The following is a 23209-nucleotide window of genomic DNA, read 5'->3' on the forward strand; positions in this document are numbered from 1 at the left end:
TTTTCATCATAACCGCCGCTTCGTTGTACGTCGCGGAGCGGCCACCCTGTACCCTGAAAACGAGGTCATTATGTCTATCAATAATAAACAGTGGCTCGGTTTACCCCTGAACCTGCTCTGGGGATACATCGCCATTGCCGTATTTATGACCGGCGACGGTTTTGAATTAGCCTTTCTGTCGCACTATATCAAAGCGCTCGGCTTCTCTCCGGCGGAGGCCTCCTTTGCCTTTACCCTCTACGGCCTGGCCGCTGCGCTGTCGGCGTGGATTTCCGGCGTGGTGGCGGAAATTATCACCCCGCTGAAAACGATGATGATTGGCTTCGTGCTGTGGTGCGTATTCCACGTGCTGTTCCTCGTTTTCGGCCTCGGTCACGCCAACTATGCGCTGATCCTGCTTTTCTACGGCATCCGCGGCTTCGCCTATCCGCTGTTCCTCTACTCGTTTATCGTGGCGATTGTCCATAACGTCAAAAGCGACAACGCCAGCTCGGCCATCGGCTGGTTCTGGGCGGTGTATTCCATCGGCATCGGGGTCTTCGGCAGCTATATTCCGAGCTTTACCATTCCGCACATTGGCGAAATGGGCACCCTGTGGCTGGCGCTGGCCTTCTGCCTTACCGGGGGCGTGATTGCCCTGGTTTCCCTGCGCCATATTCAAACGCCGCAGCATATGCAGAATCTCACCACCCGTGAGAAGTTTTCCGAGCTGGGACGCGCCGCGACGCTGCTCTATACCAACCGCAATATTCTGCTGTCGAGCATGGTGAGGATTATCAATACCCTCTCGCTGTTCGGTTTTGCGGTGATTATGCCGATGATGTTTGTCGATGAGCTGGGCTTCAGCACTTCAGAATGGCTCCAGGTATGGGCAGTCTTCTTCTTCACCACCATTTTCTCTAACGTGCTGTGGGGGATCCTCGGGGAAAAACTGGGCTGGATGAAGGTGGTGCGCTGGTTCGGCTGCATCGGGATGGCGCTCTCCAGCCTGGCGTTTTACTACATTCCTCAGCACTTTGGCCATAGCTTTGCGATGGCGCTGATCCCCGCCATCGCCCTCGGGATCTTTGTCGCCGCCTTCGTGCCGCTGGCGGCCGTGTTCCCGGCGCTGGAGCCGAAGCATAAAGGCGCGGCCATTTCGGTCTATAACCTGTCGGCGGGGATGTCGAACTTTCTCGCGCCGGCGATTGCCGTGGTGCTGCTGCCGTTCTTCAGCACCATCGGGGTGGTGATCGCCTATACCGCATTGTACGTGGTGGCCTTTTTCCTCTGCGCCTTTATCCGCGTGGAGCAGCCGGGGTTCTCCCACAAGGAAGCAACCGCCCGCGAGCAGGTTGAATTCTCGTAGGTACTGCGGCTGGCATGCGCTTCATGCCAGCCTTAATGAGGTGAACGAATGAGTATGCAGGCGGTTATTTTTGACATGGATGGCGTGATTATTGATTCCGAGGCGCTGTGGCGTCAGGCGCAGATTGACGCCCTCGCGCAGTGGGGGGCAACGGCGAGCGTTGCTGAATGTGAAACCCTGACCAAGGGCAAGCGCCTCGACGACATTGCCGGCACCTGGTGCCGCTATTTTCAGCTTGATCTCGCTCCGCAGCGGCTTGAAGACGCGATATTGCAGCGTATTACCGGCCTGATCGCCACCGAAGCCGAGCCGATGCACGGCGTGCATGAGGCGTTACGCTATTTTCGTGAGGCGGGCTATCAAATTGCGCTCGCCACGTCATCATCCCGCCAGGTTATTGCCGCTGTGCTGAACAAGCTCTCGCTCTGGCACTTTTTCGACGTGGTTTGCAGCGCAGATGATGAAGAACGTGGAAAGCCACATCCGGCGGTTTATCTGACGACGCTGCGCAAGCTCAATCTCAACGCCAGCCAGTGTCTGGTGATTGAGGATAGCTTTACCGGCTTTTGCGCGGCCCAGTCGGCGGGGATTGCCACGATAGTGATTGCAGAAGATAGCCAGCACGCGCGTTTTCAGGCCGCCGCTGGCCGCTATCAAACCTTACCTGAACTGCTGGAAGCGCTTAGCGCGGAGCCAGCGGCGGCGGTTTAAGTCAGCCATTTGTGGGCGCAGACATTCCCGGGATGTAGCTGGTCGGTTAATCTTTTCTCTGCGCTCACGCCCTTTTTTCTCCTGGTCGATCTGCCTCACATTTCGCTCATCTTTTGTGAAAACAGTCACGTCTTGTTGTGCCAATGCCCAAATTTATGGCCTTGCTTAGCGGTGTTTGTCCGAGGCACTACTACGAAGTTGTGCTTAGATTATATATTGAAACGTATTTTCAATAATGTGAAACCGCTTTGCCGATCTGCTTATGTCGATCGGATTTGGCCGTGATAAGGACCGAGCATGAAAATTGAATCTGTGAATGTCACCGTTTTCCAATATCCCACTCGTCGGGTTTCCGACAGCGCCGGGCACTCCCATCCGGGGGTTGAAAGCATGGCCAAAATGGCGATGCTGACCATCACCGCTGATGATGGAGCGCAGGGCTTTTCGTTTGCTCCTCCGGAAGTCGTGCGCCCGTTCGTGGTGAATACTTTTTTTCGCAAAGTGCTGGTGGGACAGGACCCGTTTAACCGTGAGCGTATCTGGCAGGATCTTAACCACTGGCAGCGCGGCAGCGCACATCAGCTAACGGAGCGCGCGCTGTCGTTTGTTGAACAGGCGCTGTGGGACCTGATCGGCCGCAGCCTTAAGATGCCGGTTTATAAGCTGCTCGGCGGCTATCGCGACACTGTCCCGGCTTACGGTAGCACCATGTGCGGCGACGATCTGCCGGGCGGCCTGTCGACCCCGGAAGAGTATGCCGCTTTTGCTGAGAAGCTGGTCGCCCGCGGCTACAAGGCCATCAAACTGCACACCTGGATGCCGCCAATCTCTTTTGCGCCCAATCCCAAAATGGACATTAAAGCCTGCGCGGCGGTGCGCGAAGCCGTAGGGCCGGATATTGACCTGATGATTGATGGCTATCACTGGTACAGCCGCGCCGAGGCGCTGTGGATCGGCAAAGAGCTGGAAAAACTCAATTTCGCCTGGTTTGAAGAGCCGATGGAGGAGGATTCGATGTCTTCCTATGCGTGGCTGGCGGAAAACCTGTCGATTCCCATCGTCGGGCCGGAGAGCTTCGGCGGCAAGCACCACATGCGCGCCGAATGGGTGAAAGCCGGGGCCTGCGACATTCTGCGCGCCGGCGCTAACGGCGTGGGGGGGATTACACCGACCATGAAGGTGGCGGCGCTGGCGGAATCTTTCGGCATGGATTGCGAAGTCCACGGCAACGGAGCGGCAAGCCTGGCGGTGGTGGGCGCGATCCGCAACTGCCGCTGGTACGAGCGCGGCCTGCTGCATCCGTTCCTCGACTACGATGAACCGGCGGCCTATCTCAACAGCATTGTCGACCCGATGGATGACCAGGGATTTGTGCATTTGTCACAACGTCCGGGTCTCGGTGAAGACATTAATTTTGCGTATATCGAAGCCAATACCGTTAGCCACGACTAATTAAAAAAAATAAATACCCGATGGCGCTACGCTTATCGAGCCTGCGGCCCGGTAGACCGGATAAGCCGAAAATGCCGCCATCCGGCAACATGTACCCTACAGTACAGGCAAACAGAGATATGAAAAAAACCTCCTTACTGGGAGCGTGTATTCTCGCGCTCGCCATGTCGATGGGGAGCGGGGAGGCGGTGGCGAAAACGCCGCCCGACCAGCTGATCATCGGCATGAATATGAATAACCTGCTCACCCTTGACCCGGCGGCGATGACCGGTAACGAAGTGGTGGGGATCGTGGTCAACCTCTACGACTCGCTGGTGGAGCTTGACCCTGAGCAGCTCACCACCGTCAGGCCCGCGCTGGCGAAATCCTGGGATATCAGCCCCGACGGCAAAACCCTGACCTTTCATCTGCGCGATGACGTTAAGTTTCACTCCGGCAACCCGCTGACCGCCGCCGACGTCGTGTGGTCAATGCGGCGCATCCTGCACCTCAACCTGGCCCAGGCCTCAGTATGGAAATCCTATGGCTTCAGTAAGAAAAATATCGACAGCCAGGTCAGCGCGCCGGACCGCTTCACGGTGCAAATCGTATTACCCAAAGATAACGATCCGCAGCTGGTGATTTACTCGCTGGCGGCGCTGGGCAACCTCGGAGTGCTGGACAGTAAAACGGTGCAAAGCCATCAGCAGGATAACGACTGGGGTAACCGCTGGCTAACCACCCATGAAGCCGGTTCCGGGCCGTTTATCCTCGAAACCTGGCAGGCGAAAGATGTGCTGCGCATGAAGCGCAACCCTGACTACTGGCGCGGCGAGGCGAAAATGAGCCGCGTGGTACTGCGTCATTTCCAGGAGTCGCAAACTCTGCGCCTGATGATCGAAAAAGGCGACCTTGATATTGCCAACAATATGGCGGTTTCCGATATCAACGCCCTGCGCAGCGATCCGCAGCTGACCGTCGATGCGGTGCAGCGCGGCACCATGTACTACGTGGCGATGAGCATGAAAGAGGCGCACTTCGCCAATCCGAAAGTGCGCGAGGCGGTGCGCTTTCTGATTGATTACCAGGGTATCAATAAAGCGCTGATGCCGGGCTATGGCGTGCTGCACCAGCGGCCTATCAAAGCGGGAATGCCGTCCACGCTACCCGATCCCGGCTACAGGCTGGATGTGGCGCGGGCGAAAAAGCTGCTGGCGGAAGCGGGATATCCCAACGGCTTTGATACCACGCTGCGGGTACTCTCCGATCAGCCATTTCTTAACATCGCTATCGCCGTGCAGTCGACGCTGATGCAGGCGGGGATTAACGCCAAAATCATCACCGGCACTGGTAACCAGATCTACGGCGCAATGCGCGAGCGTAAATTTGACCTGCTGGTAGGTCGCGGCGGCAGCGGGATGGAGCCGCATCCGCACTCCAGCCTGCGCGCGCTGGTCTATAACCCGGATAACAGCGATAAGGCGCGCCTGACCAACTTCCAGGGCTGGCGTACCGGTTTTTACGACCCGCAACTGAATACGATGATTGACCAGGCCCTGCTGGAACGCGATCCGCAAAAACAGGTGGCTGACTACCAGGCCATCCAGACACGCTACGACCAGCTGGTTCCGGCTTTAATTCCGCTTTCGCAGATGGTTGATTCGGTCGTCGTGCGCAACGAGGTACGGGAGTATCAGCCGCACCCCTCCGCCACCACTTTTCTGCGTGACGTCTATAAAGTCCGCGAAGGAGAGAAAGGATGAGTACCGCAATCCTTGCGCCCGGCTCACGCGGCCGGCGCTTATCAAAACGGCTACTGCAGGTGGTGATTACACTGTTCGGCCTGCTGCTGCTGACCTTTACCATTGGCCGCGTCATGCCCATCGACCCGGTGCTGGCGATTGTCGGCCCGGATGCTGACCAGAGTACCTATCAGCAGGTTTACCAGCAGCTGGGGTTTGATAAATCGCTGACCACCCAGTTTGGCATCTATTTCGTCAACCTGTTGCACGGCGATCTGGGCAACGCGCTGCTGACCGGGAAACCGGTGGTGGACGATATTATCCGCGTCTTCCCGGCCACCATGGACCTGGCAACGATGGCGATTATTGTCGGCGCGGGTCTTGGTATTCCGCTGGGCGTGTTGGCGGCGGCGCGGCGCAATAGCGTCTCCGATTATGTGGTACGCATTATCAGCCTGGCGGGCTACTCGACGCCGATCTTCTGGGTCGGGATGATGGGGCTGCTGGTGTTCTATGCCTGGCTTGGCTGGGTAGGCGGCGCCGGGAGGGTAGACCTCGGGCTGGATGGTATGGTGCCGCGCCGCACCGGGCTGATGACCGTTGATGCGCTGCTGGCCGGCAACGGCCAGGTGTTCTGGAACGCCATTAATCATCTGATTCTTCCCGCCTCGCTGCTGGGTTTTCACTCGCTGGCTTATATCAGCCGTATGACCCGCAGCTTTATGTTAGCCCAGCTGTCGCAGGAGTTCATTATTACCGCCCGGGTGAAAGGGCTGACCGAGCGCCAGGTTATCTGGAACCATGCGTTTCGTAACATCCTCGTGCAACTGCTGACGGTGGTGGCGCTGGCCTACGGCGCGCTGCTGGAAGGCGCGGTGCTGATTGAAACCGTCTTCTCATGGCCGGGGTTTGGCTCCTACCTTACCGGAAGCTTGCTGCTGGGCGATATGAATGCGGTGATGGGCTGCGTGCTGCTGGTGGGGGTGATCTTCGTGATGCTCAACCTGCTCTCCGACATGCTGTATCAATTCTTTGACCCGAGGACAAAATCATGACCGTTTCTCTGGATTCGCCGCTTTCGGGTGGTGCGGGCGAAGGCCGTCAGCGGCTGCAACGCGCGGCGGCGCGGGCCGTCGGGTTTATCGGCAAAATGGCGCGCAATCCGCTCACGGCCATCGGCGGAGGAATTATCTTTATGCTGCTGGTGGTGGCGATTTTCGCGCCGCTGATTGCGCCTTATAACCCGCTGGTACAGGACCTGAATAGTGCGCTGGTCGCGCCGAATGCGCAGCACTGGTTCGGCACCGATGAGTTTGGCCGGGATATCTTTAGTCGCCTGGTGTATGGCTCCCGCATCACGCTCTATATCGTGCTGCTGGTCTCAGTGACCGTCGGTCCGCTCGGACTGCTGCTGGGCGTCAGTGCCGGTTATTTCGGCGGTAAAGTCGATATGGTGCTGATGCGCGTCACCGATATTTTCATCTCCTTCCCGAGTCTGGTCCTGGCGCTGGCGTTTGTCGCCGCTTTAGGACCGGGGCTGGAGCACGTGGTTATCGCCATCACGCTGACCGCCTGGCCGCCGATTGCCCGTCTGGCGCGCGCCGAAACGCTCTCTCTGCGCCAGGCTGATTTTATCTCCGCCGTGCGTCTGCAGGGCGCTTCATCGGCCCGCGTCCTCTGGCGCCATATCGTGCCGCTGTGTCTGCCCTCGGTCATTATCCGTATCACCATGAATATGGCCGGGATCATTCTGACCGCGGCCGGCCTAGGCTTTCTCGGCCTCGGCGCGCAGCCGCCAGAGCCGGAGTGGGGAGCGATGATCTCCAGCGGGCGCACTTATATGATGGAGTGCTGGTGGGTCGTAACCATTCCGGGGCTGGCGATTCTGATCAATAGCTTAGCGTTCAACTTCTTAGGAGATGGCCTACGTGACATCCTCGATCCCCGTAGTGAATAATGCTCCGCTGCTCGACGTGCGCGATTTGTGCGTCGACTTTGTTAACGGTAGCGCGGTGGCCCACGCCGTGCGCGGCGTCTCCTTCCAGCTGGGGCATGAGAAGCTGGCTATTGTCGGCGAGTCCGGTTCGGGTAAGTCCACCGTTGGGCGCGCGCTGCTGCAGCTGCATCCGAAAAAGGCCCGCGTCAGCGCCAGCCGGATGCAGTTTGCCGACCTCGATCTGCAGCATCTTAGCGAAGCGCAGATGCGCGGCGTACGCGGCAAACGTATCTCGATGATTATGCAGGATCCGAAATATTCGCTGAATCCGGTGGTCTGCGTGGGTAAGCAAATCGCCGAGGCCTGGCTTACTCATCATCCCGGGCGCAAAGATGAGGCGAAAGCCAGGGCGCTGGAGATGCTGGAGGTGGTGCGTATTCGCCAGCCGGAGCGCGTTTATCAGCTTTATCCGCATGAAATATCCGGCGGACAGGGACAGCGCATCATGATCGCCATGATGCTGATTACCGACCCGGAGCTGATCATTGCCGATGAGCCCACCTCCGCGCTGGACGTGTCGGTGCGCCTGCAGGTGCTGGGCCTGCTGGATGACCTGGTTCAGTCGCGCGGGCTGGGGCTGATTTTTATCAGCCACGATATCAACCTGGTGCGCAGCTTCTGCGACCGGGTGCTGGTGATGTACGCCGGACGGGTAGTGGAGTCCATCGCCGCTAAAGATCTCGATAACGCCCGTCACCCCTACACTCAGGGATTGATTAACTCGCTGCCGGATATGCAGCATCGTCGCCCGATACTGCCGGTGCTGCAGCGTCAGGCCAGCTGGTTAACGGATTAAGGAGCGGATAATGATTGAAGTTCAACATCTCAACCTCGCGTTTGGCGAGGGGGAGAAGCGTAACCAGGTGCTGTATGACGTCAGTTTCCACGTTAAGCCCGGCGAGATCTACGGTCTGGTAGGAGAGTCCGGTTCCGGTAAAACGACGGTGCTCAAGTGCCTGGCGGGGCTGTTTACCCACTGGCAGGGGGAACTGACCATCGATGCTCAGCCCTTAGGGCATGAAATTAGCCGCGAGCGCTGCCGTCAGGTGCAGATGGTATTTCAGGACCCCTACGGATCGCTGCATCCCCGTCACACCATTGGCGATATCCTCGAAGAGCCGCTGCAGATCCATCGTATCAACGACCGCGACCGGCGGATCAATGTGCTGCTGGATAAAGTTGGCCTCAACCGCGCCTTTCGCGAGCGCTATCCGCATCAGCTCTCCGGCGGGCAGCGGCAGCGCGTGGCGATAGCCAGAGCGCTGATTCTTGAGCCTCAGGTGCTGCTGCTGGATGAGCCGACGTCGGCGCTGGATGTGTCGGTGCAGGCTGAGATCCTTAACCTGCTGGCGGAACTGCAGCGGGAGGCTAAGCTCACTTACCTGATGGTCACCCACGATCTTGGGGTTATTGCCCACTTATGCCAGAAAGTGGCGGTGATGCAGTACGGGAAGATCCTCGAAACCCTGACGGTCGATGCGCTGGTCAGCGGCCAGGCGCAGACGGCCTATACGCAGATGCTGGTTAACGCCAGTCGGCAATATACGCGCGAAATGGCGCGCGAGGTGGCGGAATACTAAGCTTTATGCCGCATTGTCTCACGGCAGATGCGCCCATTTTAATGGGTAACTATTTGATGTTATAGGTTTTTTGTGGTTGTGGGTATCGTCTATTAATGTAAGCGCGGTGCTTGGATCGATATCCTGCCCAGGTTTTTCCTGCAGCCGCAGGTGCCGTTTTACCTTAACATTCAGAGGCTCAATCAACGAACCCGGCTGCTGTATACCAGCCGGGCACCGTCTTTGCTTTGCGAAGCCTGATCAGCGTAGCAGCGGGCAGTCGGGCGGCAGCCGGCAGCGCAGGGCCGCCGGTAACAGCTCCATACGGAAGGTTTTTCCGCTGAGCGGCTCGCCGTCGAGGTTAAAGGTCATCTCATGGGGCGCGGTTATTTCAAACCACGAGGAGACACCGTCAACAATATTCGGCGAGTTTTCCGGATTCGCCAGGGTGCTGAACAGGGCAGGGATCAGCTCTTCGCCGGTGAAAATGCGCAGATGCAGCAGACCATCGTTAATCAACGCCTCCGGGCACAGCTGCTGGCCGCCGCCGGCCTGGCGGCCATTGCCGATGCCGATGACCAGCGCATCGCCCTGCCAGTGAAAGTTCTCCCCGCGGATCTCGCAGCGGTCCGGCTTCAGGGTATCCATGCGCATCAGACCGTGGATTAAATAAGAGACACCGCCGAGCGCGGCCTTGAGTTTTTCCGGCGTTTCGGTGGTGATCCGGGTGCCGAACCCGCCGGTCGCCATATTAATAAAGCCGGTTTTATCATTCACCCGGGCGATATCTATCGGCACATCGCGGCCGACGATCGCCAGCTTGAGGGCGCTGGCCAGATCCTGCGGGATACCGACGCTGGTGGCAAAGTCGTTAGCCGTGCCCAGCGGTAAAATCCCCAGCGCCATCTTGCCGCCGCGCTCCACCAGCGCGGTCGCCACTTCATTAATGGTGCCATCGCCACCGCCGGCGATCACCGTTTCAACGTTCAGCTGCAGGGCTTCATCGATAAACCGAGCGGCATCGCCCTTTTCCCAGGTCACGCGGACGTGAATATCAATCCCTTCATCGCGTAACAGGTTAACCGCTTCGCGTAGCTGCGGTTCATTGGCACCTTTGCCGTTAAGGATCAGTAAGCTGGCAGGAAACGTAGACATCATCAAGGGAACCTTTATTGCTCAATGTTGCATAAAGTGTACCGCATGACGAAAGCGAAGACCGGAGGAGAGGCAAAAAAATAAGCCCGCGTAAGGGAGATTACGCAGGCTAAGGAGGTGGTTCCTGGTACAACTAGCATTTATGGGTTATGTTTTTCAGCGAAATGGATGATACCTGTTTCGATCGAAACGGTATGTGATCCGATTCTAATATCCTTACATCGTGAAAAAATAACGCAAATTAACTAGTTACCGTGCGGATTTCTGGTTGTTTGACCAGTAAAGTTGCGCATCAGCAGGGCATACTGCAGGGGCAGGTCGTCCGGCACAGGCAACCAGACGGTATAGCCATCGCCCGGGGCCACCGGCATGGTTTCGCCTTTGCCATTCTCCATATGCTCAAGGGTGAAGTTGACGTTACCCTGCGGGGTCATCAGCTCAAGGCTGTCGCCGACGCTGAACTTATTTTTGACCGCCACGGCCGCCAGCGGGCCGTTACGCTCTCCGGTGAATTCGCCGACAAACTGCTGGCGCTCGGAGACGGAGTAGCCGTACTCGTAGTTCTGATAATCGTCATGGGTATGGCGGCGCAGGAAGCCTTCGGTGTACCCGCGGTGGGCCAGCCCCTCCAGGGTCTCCAGCAGGCTGGTATCGAACGGTTTGCCGGCGGCGGCATCGTCGATCGCCTTGCGGTAAACCTGAGCGGTGCGCGCGCAGTAGTAGAAGGATTTGGTGCGGCCTTCGATCTTCAGCGAGTGAACGCCCATCTGGGTCAGACGCTCAACGTGGGCGATAGCCCGCAGATCTTTCGAGTTCATGATGTAGGTGCCGTGTTCGTCCTCAAAGGCGGTCATGTATTCGCCCGGACGTTTGGCTTCCTCAATCATAAAGACTTTATCGGTCGGCGCGCCGATGCCGAGGGTAGGCTCCACGGTCTGCACCGGGATCGGCTCATATTTGTGGACGATGTTGCCGACGTCGTCCTCTTTGCCTTCCGCCACGTTGTATTCCCAGCGGCAGGCGTTGGTGCAGGTCCCCTGGTTCGGGTCGCGCTTGTTGATATACCCGGAGAGCAGGCAGCGGCCGGAGTAGGCCATGCACAGCGCGCCGTGGACGAAAATCTCAATCTCCATCTCCGGCACCTGGCGGCGAATCTCTTCGATTTCATCCAGCGACAGTTCACGCGACAGGATCACGCGGGTGAGCCCCATCTGCTGCCAGAATTTGACCGTCGCCCAGTTGACGGCGTTGGCCTGCACTGAAAGATGGATCGGCATCTCCGGGAAGTGTTCCCGCACCAGCATGATTAAACCCGGATCGGACATGATCAGCGCGTCCGGACCCATCTCCACCACCGGCTTCAGATCGCGAATAAACGTTTTCAGCTTGGCGTTATGCGGGGCGATGTTGACCACCACATAGAATTTTTTACCCAGCGCGTGGGCTTCATTGATGCCGAGCTGCAGATTTTCGTGATTGAATTCGTTGTTACGCACGCGCAGCGAGTAGCGCGGCTGGCCGGCATAAACGGCATCGGCGCCATAGGCGAAAGCGTAACGCATATTCTTCAGCGTTCCCGCCGGGGAGAGGAGTTCTGGTTTAAACATGGTGTTCTCGTTCTGATGACAGGTCAGATTCGCCGCACCTGGTGCGGCGAGTTGGGGAGTGTCCCCACATTAAGGGCGGGCATTGTAGCGCCGCGGCGAAGGGGAGTAAATATCAGATAGGTATCTTTCAGTATGGCTAATTTGTTTGCCATTTTGAACCTGGGCAGTGCTCACACTGACAGCGTTAATAACGCCTGGTGGGATAGGCTCTAGGGAGTTCCCCGGGTTGCGGCGTAAACGCCTTACCCGGGCTACGGATTGCAGATGGCGGTGAACGTGTAGCCCGGCGAAGCGCAGCGCGAGCCGGGAAAAGGCTAACTACGCCAGCCGGCAGGCGTCCGCTTCCCAGCGGTAGCCAACGCCATACACCGCGCGGATAAACGACTGCTCGGCGTCCAGCGCCTCCAGCTTGCGCCGCAGGTTCTTGATGTGGCTGTCGATGGTGCGATCGGTGACTACCCGATAATCGTCATACAGATGGTTGAGTAGCTGTTCGCGGGAGAACACTTTGCCCGGCTCCTGGGAGAGGGTTTTCAGCAGCCGGAACTCGGCGGGAGTGAGGTCCAGCAGCTTGTCGCGCCAGGAGGCCTGAAAACGACCTTCGTCGACAATCAGCGGGCTCTGGGCGTCCAGCGCCTGCAGATCGCGCTGCGGTTTGCAGCGGCGGAGGATGGTTTTTACCCGGGCGACCACTTCCCGCGGGCTGTAGGGCTTGCAGATATAGTCGTCGGCGCCTATTTCCAGCCCCAGCAAACGGTCGATCTCTTCGATTTTCGCCGTCACCATCACCACCGGAACATCGGAGAAGCGGCGAATTTCCCGGCACAGCGTCAGACCGTCGGTACCGGGCAGCATCAGATCCAGCAGGATCAGGTGCGGCGGCGTCTGCCGGACGTAGGGCAGGACCTTGTCGCCGTGGTTAATCAACGCAGGCGCATAGCCGGCGGCCTGCAGATAATCAATCAGCAGCTGGCCGAGCTTCGGTTCATCTTCCACGATAAGGATGCGTGGGGTGTTTTCATCTACAGGCAATTCAGTCATACGTCTCTCGGTAAATCATGTTCCAGAGGTAACTCAACTTTAATGCTAACCCCGCCAAAAGGCGAATGGTCGGCATGCAGGGTGCCGCCGTGGGCCGCTACGATATTGAGGCAAATCGCCAGCCCGAGGCCGGATCCGCCGCTGGCGCGGTTGCGCGATCCTTCCGCCCGGTAAAAGCGTTCGCACAGGCGGGCCAGCTGCTCATCGCTGACGCCGGGGGCGCTGTCGGCGAAGTCAATTACCAGCATCCGGCCGCTGCGGCGGGCGGTGATGTGCAGGCTGCCGCCGCTGTCGGTATAGCGCAGGCTGTTCTCCAGCAGATTGTTGAAGAGCTGCATCAGGCGGTCGCGGTCGCCGAAGATCATCGCCTGCTCCGGGAGCGACACCTGAATGCTTAGCTGCCGGCTGGCGAAGCGCTCGCGAAAAGCGCCCGCCGCCACTTCCAGCAGGGTGATGATATCCAGTGAGGTTTTCTGGTAGGCCAGCGCCCCCTCGTCGGACATCGACAGCTGATGGAGGTCGTCCACCAGCTTGGTGAGAGTAGCCACCTCGGCCTGCAGAGAAGGAATCGACTCGGGGGTAAAGCGCCGGACCCCGTCCTGAATCGCCTCCAGCTCGCCGCGCAGCACCGCCAGCGGGGTACGCAGCTCATGGGAGATATCGGCCATCAGATCGCGACGCATCTGCTGGTTGCGCTCCAGGGTGCTGGCGAGCTGGTTAAAATCCTGCGCCAGGCGGCCGAGCTCATCGCCGCCGGTCACCGTCACGCGGGTGGAAAAGTCGCCTGCCGCCAGCTTATGGGTGCCTTCCACCAGCCGCTTCACCGGCGCCAGCAGACCGCGGGCCAACGGGAAAGTGGCCAGCGCGGCAAGCAGGGTGGCAAGGGCGACAATCAGCCAGCTGGTGCGCTTTTGCTGCCGGTCGAAGTTAATGTCGGTATTGCGCGTCAGCCGCTCTACCGGCGAGGCGATCACTTTGCCCACCTCCGCGCCGTTGACCACGATGCTGCGCTGGGTACCATCCTCCGGGACGCGCTCTCGCGGCCCCACCAGCACGCGCCCCGACTGATCCACCACCCAGAACATGGTGCGCCAGCCGTGGGGCGGCATTTCCGGCCTCGGGCGCGGGCCGTCAGGGGGGCCATCCGGCGGCGGCCCGTCCGGGGCGGCGTCCGGCTTCATGGCGTGCCCCGGCGGCGAGCGGTCGTCATTATCCCGTTCGAAGGTGCGCAGCAGCTGGAAGATAAAGCGGTCATTGTTGCGCAGAAACGCCCAGCTGCCATGCTGGGCATACTGCTCGCTCAGCGCGTCGCTGAGCATGGTTAAGCGCTGCTCATTGCCGCGCTTGATATAGTCGATAAACCCGCGTTCAAAACTGATACGCACCGCCCAGTGCATGCTGATCAGCAGCACGATGCAGGTGGCGAATATAGCGAGGAAAAGCTTGCCGGTAATACCCGGGCGCCAAAATTTCACGATCCACTCCTGTTGCGTCGACGGAGGACGGTATTGCTGCCGACGTCATCCGGTACCCGGGAAAAGATGAGCGCCGGCAGGGCGATGATCGCCGCCATGCTCAGATAGGTGTAGAGAAAGACCTGATGGGTGCTGGCGGCGTCGAGACTCATATGCTGCTGGCCATACAGCCCCAGCAGCAGCCCGGCGATGGTCACGCCGATACTCATCGACAGCTGCATCACCATCGACAGCAGGCTGTTGCCGCTGCTGGCCAGATCGTCCGGGAGATCTTTCAGCGTCAGGGTATTCATTGAGGAGAAGCGGCTGGCGTTGATCATCCCCTGCAGAAACAGGACCAGCGGCAGCGCGTAATACCAGCCGGCCAGGGCGCTAAACATAAACAGCAGGCTGACCGCCGCCAGGCCCAGGGTGCTGGCGACCAGCACCCGACGGTAGCCAAAGCGGTTGACCACCTGGACCACGATCCGCTTCATGCCCATGCTGCCGAGCACCATCGGGATCATCATCAGCCCGGCGTGAAAGGGGGAGAAGCCGAGGCCGATCTGCAGAAACACCGGGGTCATAAACGGCAGCATGCCGCTGCCGATGCGTCCCGCGAAGCTGCCGCCGAGGCCGAGAGAGAAGGTGCGGTTGCGAAACAGGTTAAGGCTAAACAGCGCCCGGGCGTTGCCGCGGGCGTGCCACAGGTAGAGCAGCAGGGCGCAGAGGCCGACGGCCACCAGCCCCGCCAGCCAGGCAGGGGAAATGCCGAGCCCTTTCTGGCCGTCGAGCGCCAGGGTCAGGGTCGCCATTCCGGCGGCCAGCAGCAGAAAGCCGGAGAGATCGAAGCGCCGGGTCTGCATGGTGTAGTTGGGCATCAGACAGAGGGTGGCAATCGCGCCGACGATCCCCACCGGGATATTGATGAGGAAGATCCAGTGCCAGGAGGCGTACTCCACCAGCACCCCGCCCAGCGCCGGGCCGAGCAGCGGACCGACCTGGCCCGGCAGGGTGACGAAGGTCATCGCCGCCATATACTGATCGCGCGGGACGATCTTCATCACCGTCAGGCGGCCGACCGGCACCATCATCGCGCCGCCGACCCCCTGCAGCACCCGCGCCATCACCAGCTGGTCGAGGGTGCTGGCCTGGGCGCAAAACAGCGATCCGGCGGTAAACAGCACGATGGCGGTGAAGAAGATATTGCGCACCCCGACCCGGTCGGCCAGCCAGCCGCTGGCCGGCAGCATCACCGCCACCGTTAACACATAGGAGACGATAATCATATGCATATGCAACGGACTCTCCCCGAGGCTTTTGGCCATCGAGGGGAGGGCGGTGTTAACGATGGTGGTGTCCAGCGACTGCATAAAGAAGCCGAACGCCACTATCCATAGCTGCCAGCGCACGCTGGCCGGGAGGTCTGTCATGTTATTCGCTTACCGGTTGAGAGGAGTGACGCGAAAAACGCAGCCGCAGACGGTCAAAGAAAAGATAGACCACCGGCGTGGTGTAGAGCGTTAACAGCTGGCTCATCACCAGACCGCCGACGATGGTGATCCCCAGAGGCTGGCGCAGCTCAGAGCCATCGCCCCCGGAGAGCACCAGCGGGAGGGCGCCGAACAGCGCGGCGAGGGTGGTCATCATAATCGGCCGGAAACGCAGCAGGCAGGCCTGGAAAATCGCCTCTTCCGGCGTCAGGTTGCCGTTGCGCTGCGCTTCCAGGGCAAAATCAACCATCATGATGGCGTTTTTCTTAACGATGCCAATTAATAACATAATCCCAATCAGGGCGATTAGGCTGAACGGGGCATCGAAGATCTCCAGCGCCAGCAGAGCGCCCACCCCGGCGGAGGGCAGCGTCGAGAGGATGGTCAACGGATGCACATAGCTCTCATATAGCACCCCCAGCACGATATAGACCGTGGCGATAGCCGCGAGGATCAGGATCACCTGCGCGTTCATGGTCTGCTGGAACACCTGAGCGGTACCGGCAAAGGAGCCGCGCACGCTCGACGGCACCCCGAGCTGGGTCATCGCGCGGTCAATGGCCTCGCTGGCTTCCGACAGCGAGCGGCCGGTGGGCAGGTTAAAGGAGATAGTGGATGCCGCCGACAGCCCCTGGTGGTTCACCGACAGCGGGGCATTGGCCGGCTGCCATTTGGCGAAGTAGGCCAGCGGGATCGGCTTGCCGTCGCTGTTAATGACGAACATCTTATCCAGGGCGCTGACGTCCTGGGTGTAGGCCGGATCCACCTCCATCACCACCTTATACTGGTTGAGCGGCTGGTAGATGGTAGAGATCTGCCGCTGGCCAAAGGCGTTGTTCAGCAGGTTGTTGGCGTCCTGGACGCTGATGCCGAGGCGCGACATGGTATCCCGGTCATAGACCAGGTCCATTTCGGCGCCATTGTCCTGCTGATCCGAGTTGACGTCCGCCAGCTCCGGCAGCGCCGCCAGCGCTTTGCGGATCTTCGGCTCCCACTCGCGCAGCGCCGACAGGTCGTCGGACAGCAGGGTGTACTGATAGCTGGCGTTCGACTGCCGGCCGCCGACGCGGATATCCTGCACCGCCATCAGGAACAGGTTGGCCCCGGGCTCGTTGGCCAGCTTTTTGCGCAGCCGGTCGATCACCTGCTGCGCCGTCTCGTGGCGCTGGTCGCGCGGCTTGAGGGTGATAAACATCATCCCGCTGTTGACCCGCGAGCCGCCGGTAAAGCCGGTGACGTTATCCACCGCCGGATCTTCGCGAATGATCTTCATAAAGTCCTGCAGCTTGCCGCGCATCGCCTGGAAGGAGATGCTCTGGTCGGCCTGAATGCCGCCCATCAGCACCCCGGTGTCCTGTTCCGGGAAGAAGGTTTTTGGGATCGAAATGTAGAGCCAGACGTTGAGGGCGATGGTGCCCAGCACCACCAGGCCGGTCAGCCGGCTATGCTTCAGCACCCATTTTAACGATTTACCATAGCCGCCCTGCACGGCCACCAGCAGGCGGCCAAAGCCGCGGTTGCGCGTCGGCTGGTGGGGCTTGCCGCTTTTCAGCAGCCAGCCGCACATCATCGGCGTCAGGGTGAGGGAGACCGCCAGCGAGATGCCGATCGCCACCGACAGGGTGACGGCGAACTCGCGCAGCAGGCGGCCGGGCAGGCCGCCCATCAGCAGCAGCGGCAGGAACACTGCCACCAGCGACAGACTCATCGACAGCACGGTAAAGCCGACCTCACGGCTCCCCTGCAGCGCCGCCTGCAGAGGTTTCATCCCCGCCTCAAGATGGCGGGAGATATTCTCCAGCACCACGATAGCGTCATCCACCACGAAGCCGGTGGCGATGGTCAGGGCCATCAGCGACAGGTTATTGAGGCTGAAGCCGCACAAATACATCGCGGCGAAGGTGCCGATTAAGGATACCGGGACGGCGACGGCCGGGATCAGTGTGGCGCGCCCCGAGCGCAGGAACAGGAACACCACGAGGATCACCAGCGCCACCGAAATCACCAGCGTCTGCTCCACCTCCTCCAGCGAGGCGCGGATGGTCGGCGAGCGGTCCTGGGCGATCTGCAGGTCGATAGCCGCCGGAATGGTCTGCTGCAGCTCCGGCAGGCGGGCGCGGATGCTGTCCACCGTCTGGATAATATTGGCTTCCGGCAGTTTGCGGATCATCAGCAGGATCGCCGGTTTGGCGTTGGTCATCCCGGCGTTGCGTACGTCCTGCACCGAATCCGAGACGGTGGCGACATCTCCCAGCCGCACCGCGGCGCCATTTTGATAGTGGACGATCAGCGGCTGATAGTCGGCGGCGGTCTTCAGCTCATCGTTGGTCTGCACCTGCCAGCGGTGCGCGCTGTCCTCCAGCGCCCCCTGCGGTTTGCGCACGTTGGCGTCGCTGATGGCGGTGCGCACCGCGTCCAGCGACACGCCCTGGTTGAACAGCGCCTGCGGGTTGAGGTCGACGCGCACCGCCGGCAGGGAGCTGCCGCCGACGTCGACATCGCCCACGCCGTCGATCTGCGCGATGGTCTGCGCCAGCTGGGTGGAGGCGAAATCATACAGCTCACCCTGGGAGTAGGTGTCCGAGGTCAGCGTCAGGATCATGATCGGCGCATCTGACGGATTGGCTTTGCGATAGGTCGGCCGGCTGGGCATTCCGCTCGGCAGCAGGCTTTGCGCGGCGTTGATCGCCGCTTGAACGTCGCGCGCCGCGCCGTTGATATCGCGGTCGAAGTTAAACTCAAGAATGATGCGCGTACTGCCCAGCGAGCTGGAGGAGGTCATCTCATTGACCCCGGCAATCCGCCCCAGGGAGCGCTCCAGCGGGGTGGCCACCGACGAGGCCATGGTCTCCGGCGAGGCTCCCGGCAGCGAGGCGCTAACCATGATCACCGGGAAGTCCACCTGCGGCAGCGGGGCCACCGGCAGCAGCCGGAAGCCGAGAATGCCGCACAGGGTGATGGCCAGCGAGATGAGGATCGTCGCCACCGGGCGGTAAATGAAGAGGGCGAAAAACTTCACTTACGCCTCCTCTTCCTGACGCGGGAAGCGGCGCTTCAGGTGCAGCGACAGGCGGTCGAACAGCAGATAGATCACCGGGGTGGTGAACAGGGTCAGCACCTGGCTGAGCATCAGACCGCCGACCATGCCGATCCCCAGCGGACGCCGCAGCTCGGCGCCGACGCCGGTGCTCAGCATCAGCGGCAGGGCGCCGAGCAGGGCGGCGAGGGTAGTCATCAGGATCGGCCGAAAACGCAGCAGACAGGCCTGGTAGATCGCCTCCCGCGGCGGCATGCCCTGCTCGCGCTCAGCGGCCAGCGCGAAGTCGATCATCATGATGGCGTTCTTCTTCACGATGCCGATCAGCAGAATGATTCCGATGATGGCGATCACGTCCAGCTCGCTGCCCGCCAGCCACAGCGCCAGCAGCGCCCCGACCCCGGCGGTGGGCAGGGTGGAGAGAATCGTGATCGGATGGATAAAGCTCTCGTACAGCACCCCCAGCACGATATACATCGCCACCACCGCGGCGACCACCAGCCAGACGGTGCTGCCGAGCGCCGACTGGAAGGCCAGCGAGCTGCCCTGGAACTGGGTGCGAATATCGGTCGGGAAATCCAGCGACTGTTCGGCGGCGAGGATCGCCTCCACCGCTTCGCCCAGCGAGTAGTTGTCCGGGACGTTAAACGAGATGGTGGTCACCGGGAACTGATCGAGGTGGTTCACCGACAGCGGGGTAAAGCGCTGCTCCACCGTGGCGATGGCGGTCAACGGCACGATGCCGCCGTCGCTGCTGGTGAGACGGATATTCTCCAGCGCCGCCAGGCCCGGCGTCGCCTCGGTATCCTGCTCGAGCACCACGCGATACTGATTCGCCTGAGTGTAAATAGTGGAGATCAGCCGCTGGCCGAAGGCGTTGTACAGCGCGTTATCGACATCGGCCATTGAGATGCCGAGGCGGCTGGCGCTGTCGCGATCCACTTTGATATAGGCGGCCAGGCCTTTGTCCTGCCAGTCGCTGCTGACGTCGGCCAGCTGCGGCTGGGCCTGCAGACGGCTGAGCAGCGGCGGTACCCAGGTGCTCAGCGCCTCGAGGGAGTTTGCCTGCAGGGTGAACTGGTACTGGGTGCGGCTCACCGTAGTGTCGATGGTCAGGTCCTGGGTCGGCTGCAGGTAGAGCGCCACGCCGGGGACGCCGTCCACCGCCTGCTGCAGGCGGCTTATCACCGTCTGGACGCGGTCGTCGCGTTCGTCCAGCGGCTTGAGGTTGATCTGCAGACGGGCGCTGTTCAGCGCCGGGTTGGTGCCGTCGACGCCGACGAAGGAGGTCAGACTCTCCACCGCCGGATCCTTAAGGATAATACTGGCCACCTGCCGCTGGCGCTCGGCCATGCTGGCGAAGGAGACCGACTGCGGCGCCTGGAGGGTACCCTGGATAATGCCGTTATCCTGGATCGGGAAAAAGCCTTTCGGGATGAAGACCCACAGGATAATCGACAGCGCCAGGGTGCTCAGGGCGACGCCGAGCGTCAGCCACGGATGGTTCAGCACCCGGCTCAGCCAGCGGCCATAGACGGCGATCACCCGTTCGAAGAAACGCTCGCTGGCTCGCGAGAATCGGTTCTGCTTACGCAGCGATTCGTGGCTTAGCATACGGGCGCACATCATCGGCGTCAGGGTCAGGGAGACCACCGCCGAGATAAGAATAGCGACGGCAAGGGTGACGGCGAATTCGCGGAACAGGCGGCCGACGATATCGCCCATAAACAGCAGCGGGATCAACACCGCGATCAGCGAGAAGGTGAGGGAGATGATGGTGAAGCCGATCTCCCCCGCGCCCTTCAGCGCGGCGGCCAGCGGCTTCTCGCCTTTTTCGATATAGCGCGAGATGTTCTCGATCACCACGATGGCGTCATCCACCACGAAGCCGGTGGCGATGGTCAGGGCCATCAGCGTCAGGTTATTGATCGAAAAGTCGAGGAACACCATCACCGCGAAAGTGCCCACCAGCGACAGCGGCACCGCGACGCCGGGAATAATGGTCGCCGGCACGTTGCGCAGAAACAGGTAGATGATCATCACCACCAGGGCGATGGCCAGCATCAGCTCAAACTGGGTGTCGCGCACCGAGGCGCGGATGTTGGTGGTCCGGTCGGAGAGGACCTGCACCTTCACCGATTTCGGCAGGCTCTCGGTGAGCTGCGGCAGCATCTGGCGAATGCTGTCGGCGGTGTCGATGATGTTGGCCCCCGGCTGGCGCTGGACGTTCATCACGATGGCCCGCTGCTGGTTGGCCCATGCCCCGAGCCAGCTGTTTTCGGCCCCTTGTTCGACGCTGGCGACATCGCCGAGCCGGATCGGCGCCCCGTTCTGATAAGCGATAATCAGCCGGCGATAATCCTCAGCGGACTGCATCTGATCGTTAGCGGAAAGCGTCACCGCGCGGGCCGGGCCGTCGAGGCTGCCTTTCGCGGAGTTAACGTTGGCGCTGGTGATAGCGGTGCGCACGGTTTCGCTGGTCAGGCCGAGGGCGGCGATGGCCTGGGCGTTAAGCTTCACCCGCACCGCCGGGCGCTGGCCGCCGGCGAGGGTCACCAGACCGACGCCGGAAACCTGGGAGATCTTCTGCGCCACCCGGGTCTCCACCATGTCCTCAACCTGGGTCATCGGGATGGCGGAGGAGGTGACGGCGAGGGTCATGATCGGCGGATCCGCCGGGTTCACCTTGCTGTAGACCGGCGGGTTGGGCAGATCGCTCGGCAGCAGGTTGGTGGCGGCGTTAATGGCCGCCTGAACTTCCTGCTCGGCGACGTCCAGCGGCAGGGTCAGCTGGAACTGCAGCGTGACTACCGAGGCGCCGCCGGAGCTTTGCGACGACATCTGCTTAAGGCCGGACATCTGGCCGAACTGGCGCTCCAGCGGGGCGGTGATGGCGGAGGTCACCACGTCCGGGCTGGCGCCCGGATAGAGGGTGACTACCTGAATGGTCGGGTAATCGACCTCCGGCAGGGCGGAGACCGGCAGAAAGCGGTAGCCGATGATCCCGGCCAGCAGGATAGCCACCATCAGCAGAGTGGTGGCCACCGGACGCATAATAAACAGCCGGGACGGGCCGCCGGTGCGGCCTGGAGGTAATACCTGCATCAGGAACGCGCTCCGTGTTTACCGCTCTGGCGCGGGGCGGGCTGCGCCTGCTCGCCGCTGCTGGCGGTGACAACTTCTACCTTCGCCCCCTCGGTCAGGCGGTCAATCCCGTCGGTGACCACGCGATCTCAGGCGGAAAGCCCGGCGCTGATGACTACTTTCTGGCTGTCCTGGATGCCGGGCGTCACGCTGTGTTTGCTGACCTTATTCTCATCGTTCAGCACCCATACGAAATGCCCTTCGTTGCCCATCTGCAGCGCGGCGGCAGGGATCACCACCGCGTTCTGCTGGGTGTCCACCAGCAGGCGGGCGTTAACGAACTGATTGGGGAACAGCGCGTCGTCCAGATTGCTAAAGCGCGCCTTCAGCTTGATGGTCCCGGTGGTCGCATCGATCTGGTTGTCGAGGCTCAGCAGCTCGCCGACGCTGATTTTCTGCTTATTGGTGCGATCCCAGGCTTCGACGCTAAGTGCTTTGCCCGCTTTCTGCGCCTGCACCACCGTGGCGATGCTGCTTTCCGGCAGGGTAAAGACCACGTCGATCGGGTGCGTCTGGGTAAGGACCACGATCCCGGTGGTATCCCCGCTGGAGATCTGGTTGCCGATATCGACCTGCTTTAAGCCGACGCGGCCGTCAATTGGCGCGGTAATGCGGGTCCAGTCGAGCTGCAGCTGGGCGCTGGCGACGGCCGCTTCATCAGCTTTCACCGTGCCGGCGGATTCCACCACCAGCGACTGCTGAGTGTCGAGCTCCTGGCGGGAGACGAGGTTGGTCTTCACCAGCTGCTGGTAACGAGCGAGATCGCGGCGGGCGTTGGCGAGGGTGGCCTGATCTTTCGCCAGCTGACCCTGCGCCTGGGCGAGAGCGACTTTAAACTGGCTGGGGTCGATCTGCGCCAGCAGGTCGCCGGCTTTGACCTGCTGACCCTCCTGGAAGTGAAGGCTCAGCAGTTGGCCGTCGACCCGGCTGCGGACGGTGACGGTGTTGGCCGCCGTCACCGTACCCAGCCCGGTGAGATAGCGCGGGACCGCTTCTTCGGTGGCGGTGGCCGCCTGCACCGGCGCCAGCGCGGCGCCAAAGCGGCCATGGCGTGCGCCGCCCGGCCCCTGCGGGCCCTGCCCGGCGGCGGGAGCCCCGCTGCCGCTCGTCCCGCGATCGTGCCAGAACCAGTAGGCGGCCCCGGCGATAATCACTACCGCCAGCGCGGCGCCCCAACGACGTATGTTACTGCCTTTCATTAGTTTACGGTCTCATCCTGAAGCGTTTCGCTGAATGATACTAGTTTAGTGAGGGAAGGGGCCGTAAAAATGGAGGAATTATGAAAAGAAGGTTGAGAAATGTCTGGATAACCGCCGCGACGCCGGGCGCTCCCGCGGCCGATATCCGGGGTGATATCAACTTTTAGTTTAAAAAAGCAAAAAATAGTTGTATCCGCGGGGGCTTTAATTAGATTTATGCGGTGAATAAATCAGTGCATTCTCATAATAATAAAATATGCACTTAAAAATCAACGTGTTAAATAATCAGGGG

At 60.7% G+C, this 23209-nt stretch carries 15 protein-coding genes and 1 pseudogene; 8 read left to right on the top strand and 8 right to left on the bottom strand.

The features are described from left to right. Nucleotides 1-70 precede the first annotated feature (70 nt). The 8 genes from dalT (at nt 71) to KB892_RS07110 (ending at nt 8808) form a co-directional block, all read left to right on the top strand. Nucleotides 71-1348, top strand: a complete 1278-nt coding sequence (gene dalT, locus KB892_RS07075) for a D-arabinitol transporter (protein ID WP_002912654.1) — start codon at nt 71-73, stop codon at nt 1346-1348. A 48-nt stretch (nt 1349-1396) separates the two neighbouring features. Further along, nucleotides 1397-2059 (top strand): HAD family hydrolase, encoded by a 663-nt coding sequence (locus tag KB892_RS07080; RefSeq protein ID WP_040223982.1) that lies wholly within the window; start codon nt 1397-1399, stop codon nt 2057-2059. Between the two features lie 297 nt (nt 2060-2356). Beyond that, a complete protein-coding gene (locus tag KB892_RS07085) occupies nt 2357-3511 on the top strand; it encodes a mandelate racemase family protein (RefSeq protein ID WP_002912648.1) in 1155 nt (384 codons plus the stop codon). Between the two features lie 119 nt (nt 3512-3630). Next, nucleotides 3631-5253: an ABC transporter substrate-binding protein gene (locus tag KB892_RS07090; protein WP_004899473.1), complete on the top strand. Its 1623-nt coding sequence runs from the start codon at nt 3631-3633 to the stop codon at nt 5251-5253. Beyond that, nucleotides 5250-6287 carry an ABC transporter permease gene (locus KB892_RS07095; protein WP_048280496.1) on the top strand — a complete coding sequence of 346 codons (1038 nt, stop codon included), beginning with the start codon at nt 5250-5252 and terminating at the stop codon, nt 6285-6287. The genes KB892_RS07090 and KB892_RS07095 overlap by 4 nt, the downstream gene beginning before the upstream one ends. Continuing rightward, entirely contained in the window at nt 6284-7189 is a 906-nt protein-coding gene (locus tag KB892_RS07100; protein ID WP_004200464.1) for an ABC transporter permease, read from the top strand. The genes KB892_RS07095 and KB892_RS07100 overlap by 4 nt, the downstream gene beginning before the upstream one ends. Further along, the gene (locus tag KB892_RS07105) at nt 7161-8024 is read left to right on the top strand and encodes an ABC transporter ATP-binding protein (protein ID WP_072353998.1); all 864 of its coding nucleotides are present in this window, start codon (nt 7161-7163) and stop codon (nt 8022-8024) included. Before KB892_RS07100 ends, KB892_RS07105 begins: the two co-directional genes overlap by 29 nt. A 10-nt stretch (nt 8025-8034) precedes the next feature. Further along, entirely contained in the window at nt 8035-8808 is a 774-nt protein-coding gene (locus KB892_RS07110) for an ABC transporter ATP-binding protein (protein ID WP_004180550.1), read from the top strand. A gap of 240 nt (nt 8809-9048) precedes the next feature. On the opposite strand, the gene yegS is transcribed toward KB892_RS07110, so the two are convergent. The 8 genes and pseudogenes from yegS to KB892_RS07150 form a co-directional block, all read right to left on the bottom strand. Next, a complete protein-coding gene (yegS, locus tag KB892_RS07115) occupies nt 9049-9945 on the bottom strand; it encodes a lipid kinase YegS (protein ID WP_004151134.1) in 897 nt (298 codons plus the stop codon). Nucleotides 9946-10187: 242 nt separating this feature from the next. Next, the gene (yegQ, locus tag KB892_RS07120; RefSeq protein ID WP_004144192.1) at nt 10188-11549 is read right to left on the bottom strand and encodes a prephenate-dependent tRNA uridine(34) hydroxylase TrhP; all 1362 of its coding nucleotides are present in this window, start codon (nt 11547-11549) and stop codon (nt 10188-10190) included. A gap of 318 nt (nt 11550-11867) precedes the next feature. Beyond that, complete coding sequence (gene baeR, locus KB892_RS07125; RefSeq protein ID WP_004175198.1) at nt 11868-12590, bottom strand: envelope stress response regulator BaeR; 723 nt, start codon at nt 12588-12590, stop codon at nt 11868-11870. Continuing rightward, complete coding sequence (baeS, locus tag KB892_RS07130; protein WP_072353997.1) at nt 12587-14065, bottom strand: envelope stress sensor histidine kinase BaeS; 1479 nt, start codon at nt 14063-14065, stop codon at nt 12587-12589. Before baeS ends, baeR begins: the two co-directional genes overlap by 4 nt. Then, nucleotides 14062-15477: an MFS transporter gene (locus tag KB892_RS07135; RefSeq protein ID WP_004151136.1), complete on the bottom strand. Its 1416-nt coding sequence runs from the start codon at nt 15475-15477 to the stop codon at nt 14062-14064. Before KB892_RS07135 ends, baeS begins: the two co-directional genes overlap by 4 nt. A gap of 1 nt (nt 15478) precedes the next feature. Next, nucleotides 15479-18556: a multidrug efflux RND transporter permease subunit MdtC gene (gene mdtC, locus KB892_RS07140; RefSeq protein ID WP_072353996.1), complete on the bottom strand. Its 3078-nt coding sequence runs from the start codon at nt 18554-18556 to the stop codon at nt 15479-15481. Then, complete coding sequence (locus tag KB892_RS07145; protein ID WP_004149055.1) at nt 18557-21679, bottom strand: MdtB/MuxB family multidrug efflux RND transporter permease subunit; 3123 nt, start codon at nt 21677-21679, stop codon at nt 18557-18559. Continuing rightward, a pseudogene (locus tag KB892_RS07150) lies at nt 21679-22917 on the bottom strand (MdtA/MuxA family multidrug efflux RND transporter periplasmic adaptor subunit). Before KB892_RS07150 ends, KB892_RS07145 begins: the two are co-directional and overlap by 1 nt. Nucleotides 22918-23209 lie beyond the last annotated feature (292 nt).

Source organism: Klebsiella sp. P1927 (assembly GCF_018204675.1).
Taxonomy (GTDB): Bacteria; Pseudomonadota; Gammaproteobacteria; order Enterobacterales; family Enterobacteriaceae; genus Klebsiella; species Klebsiella pneumoniae.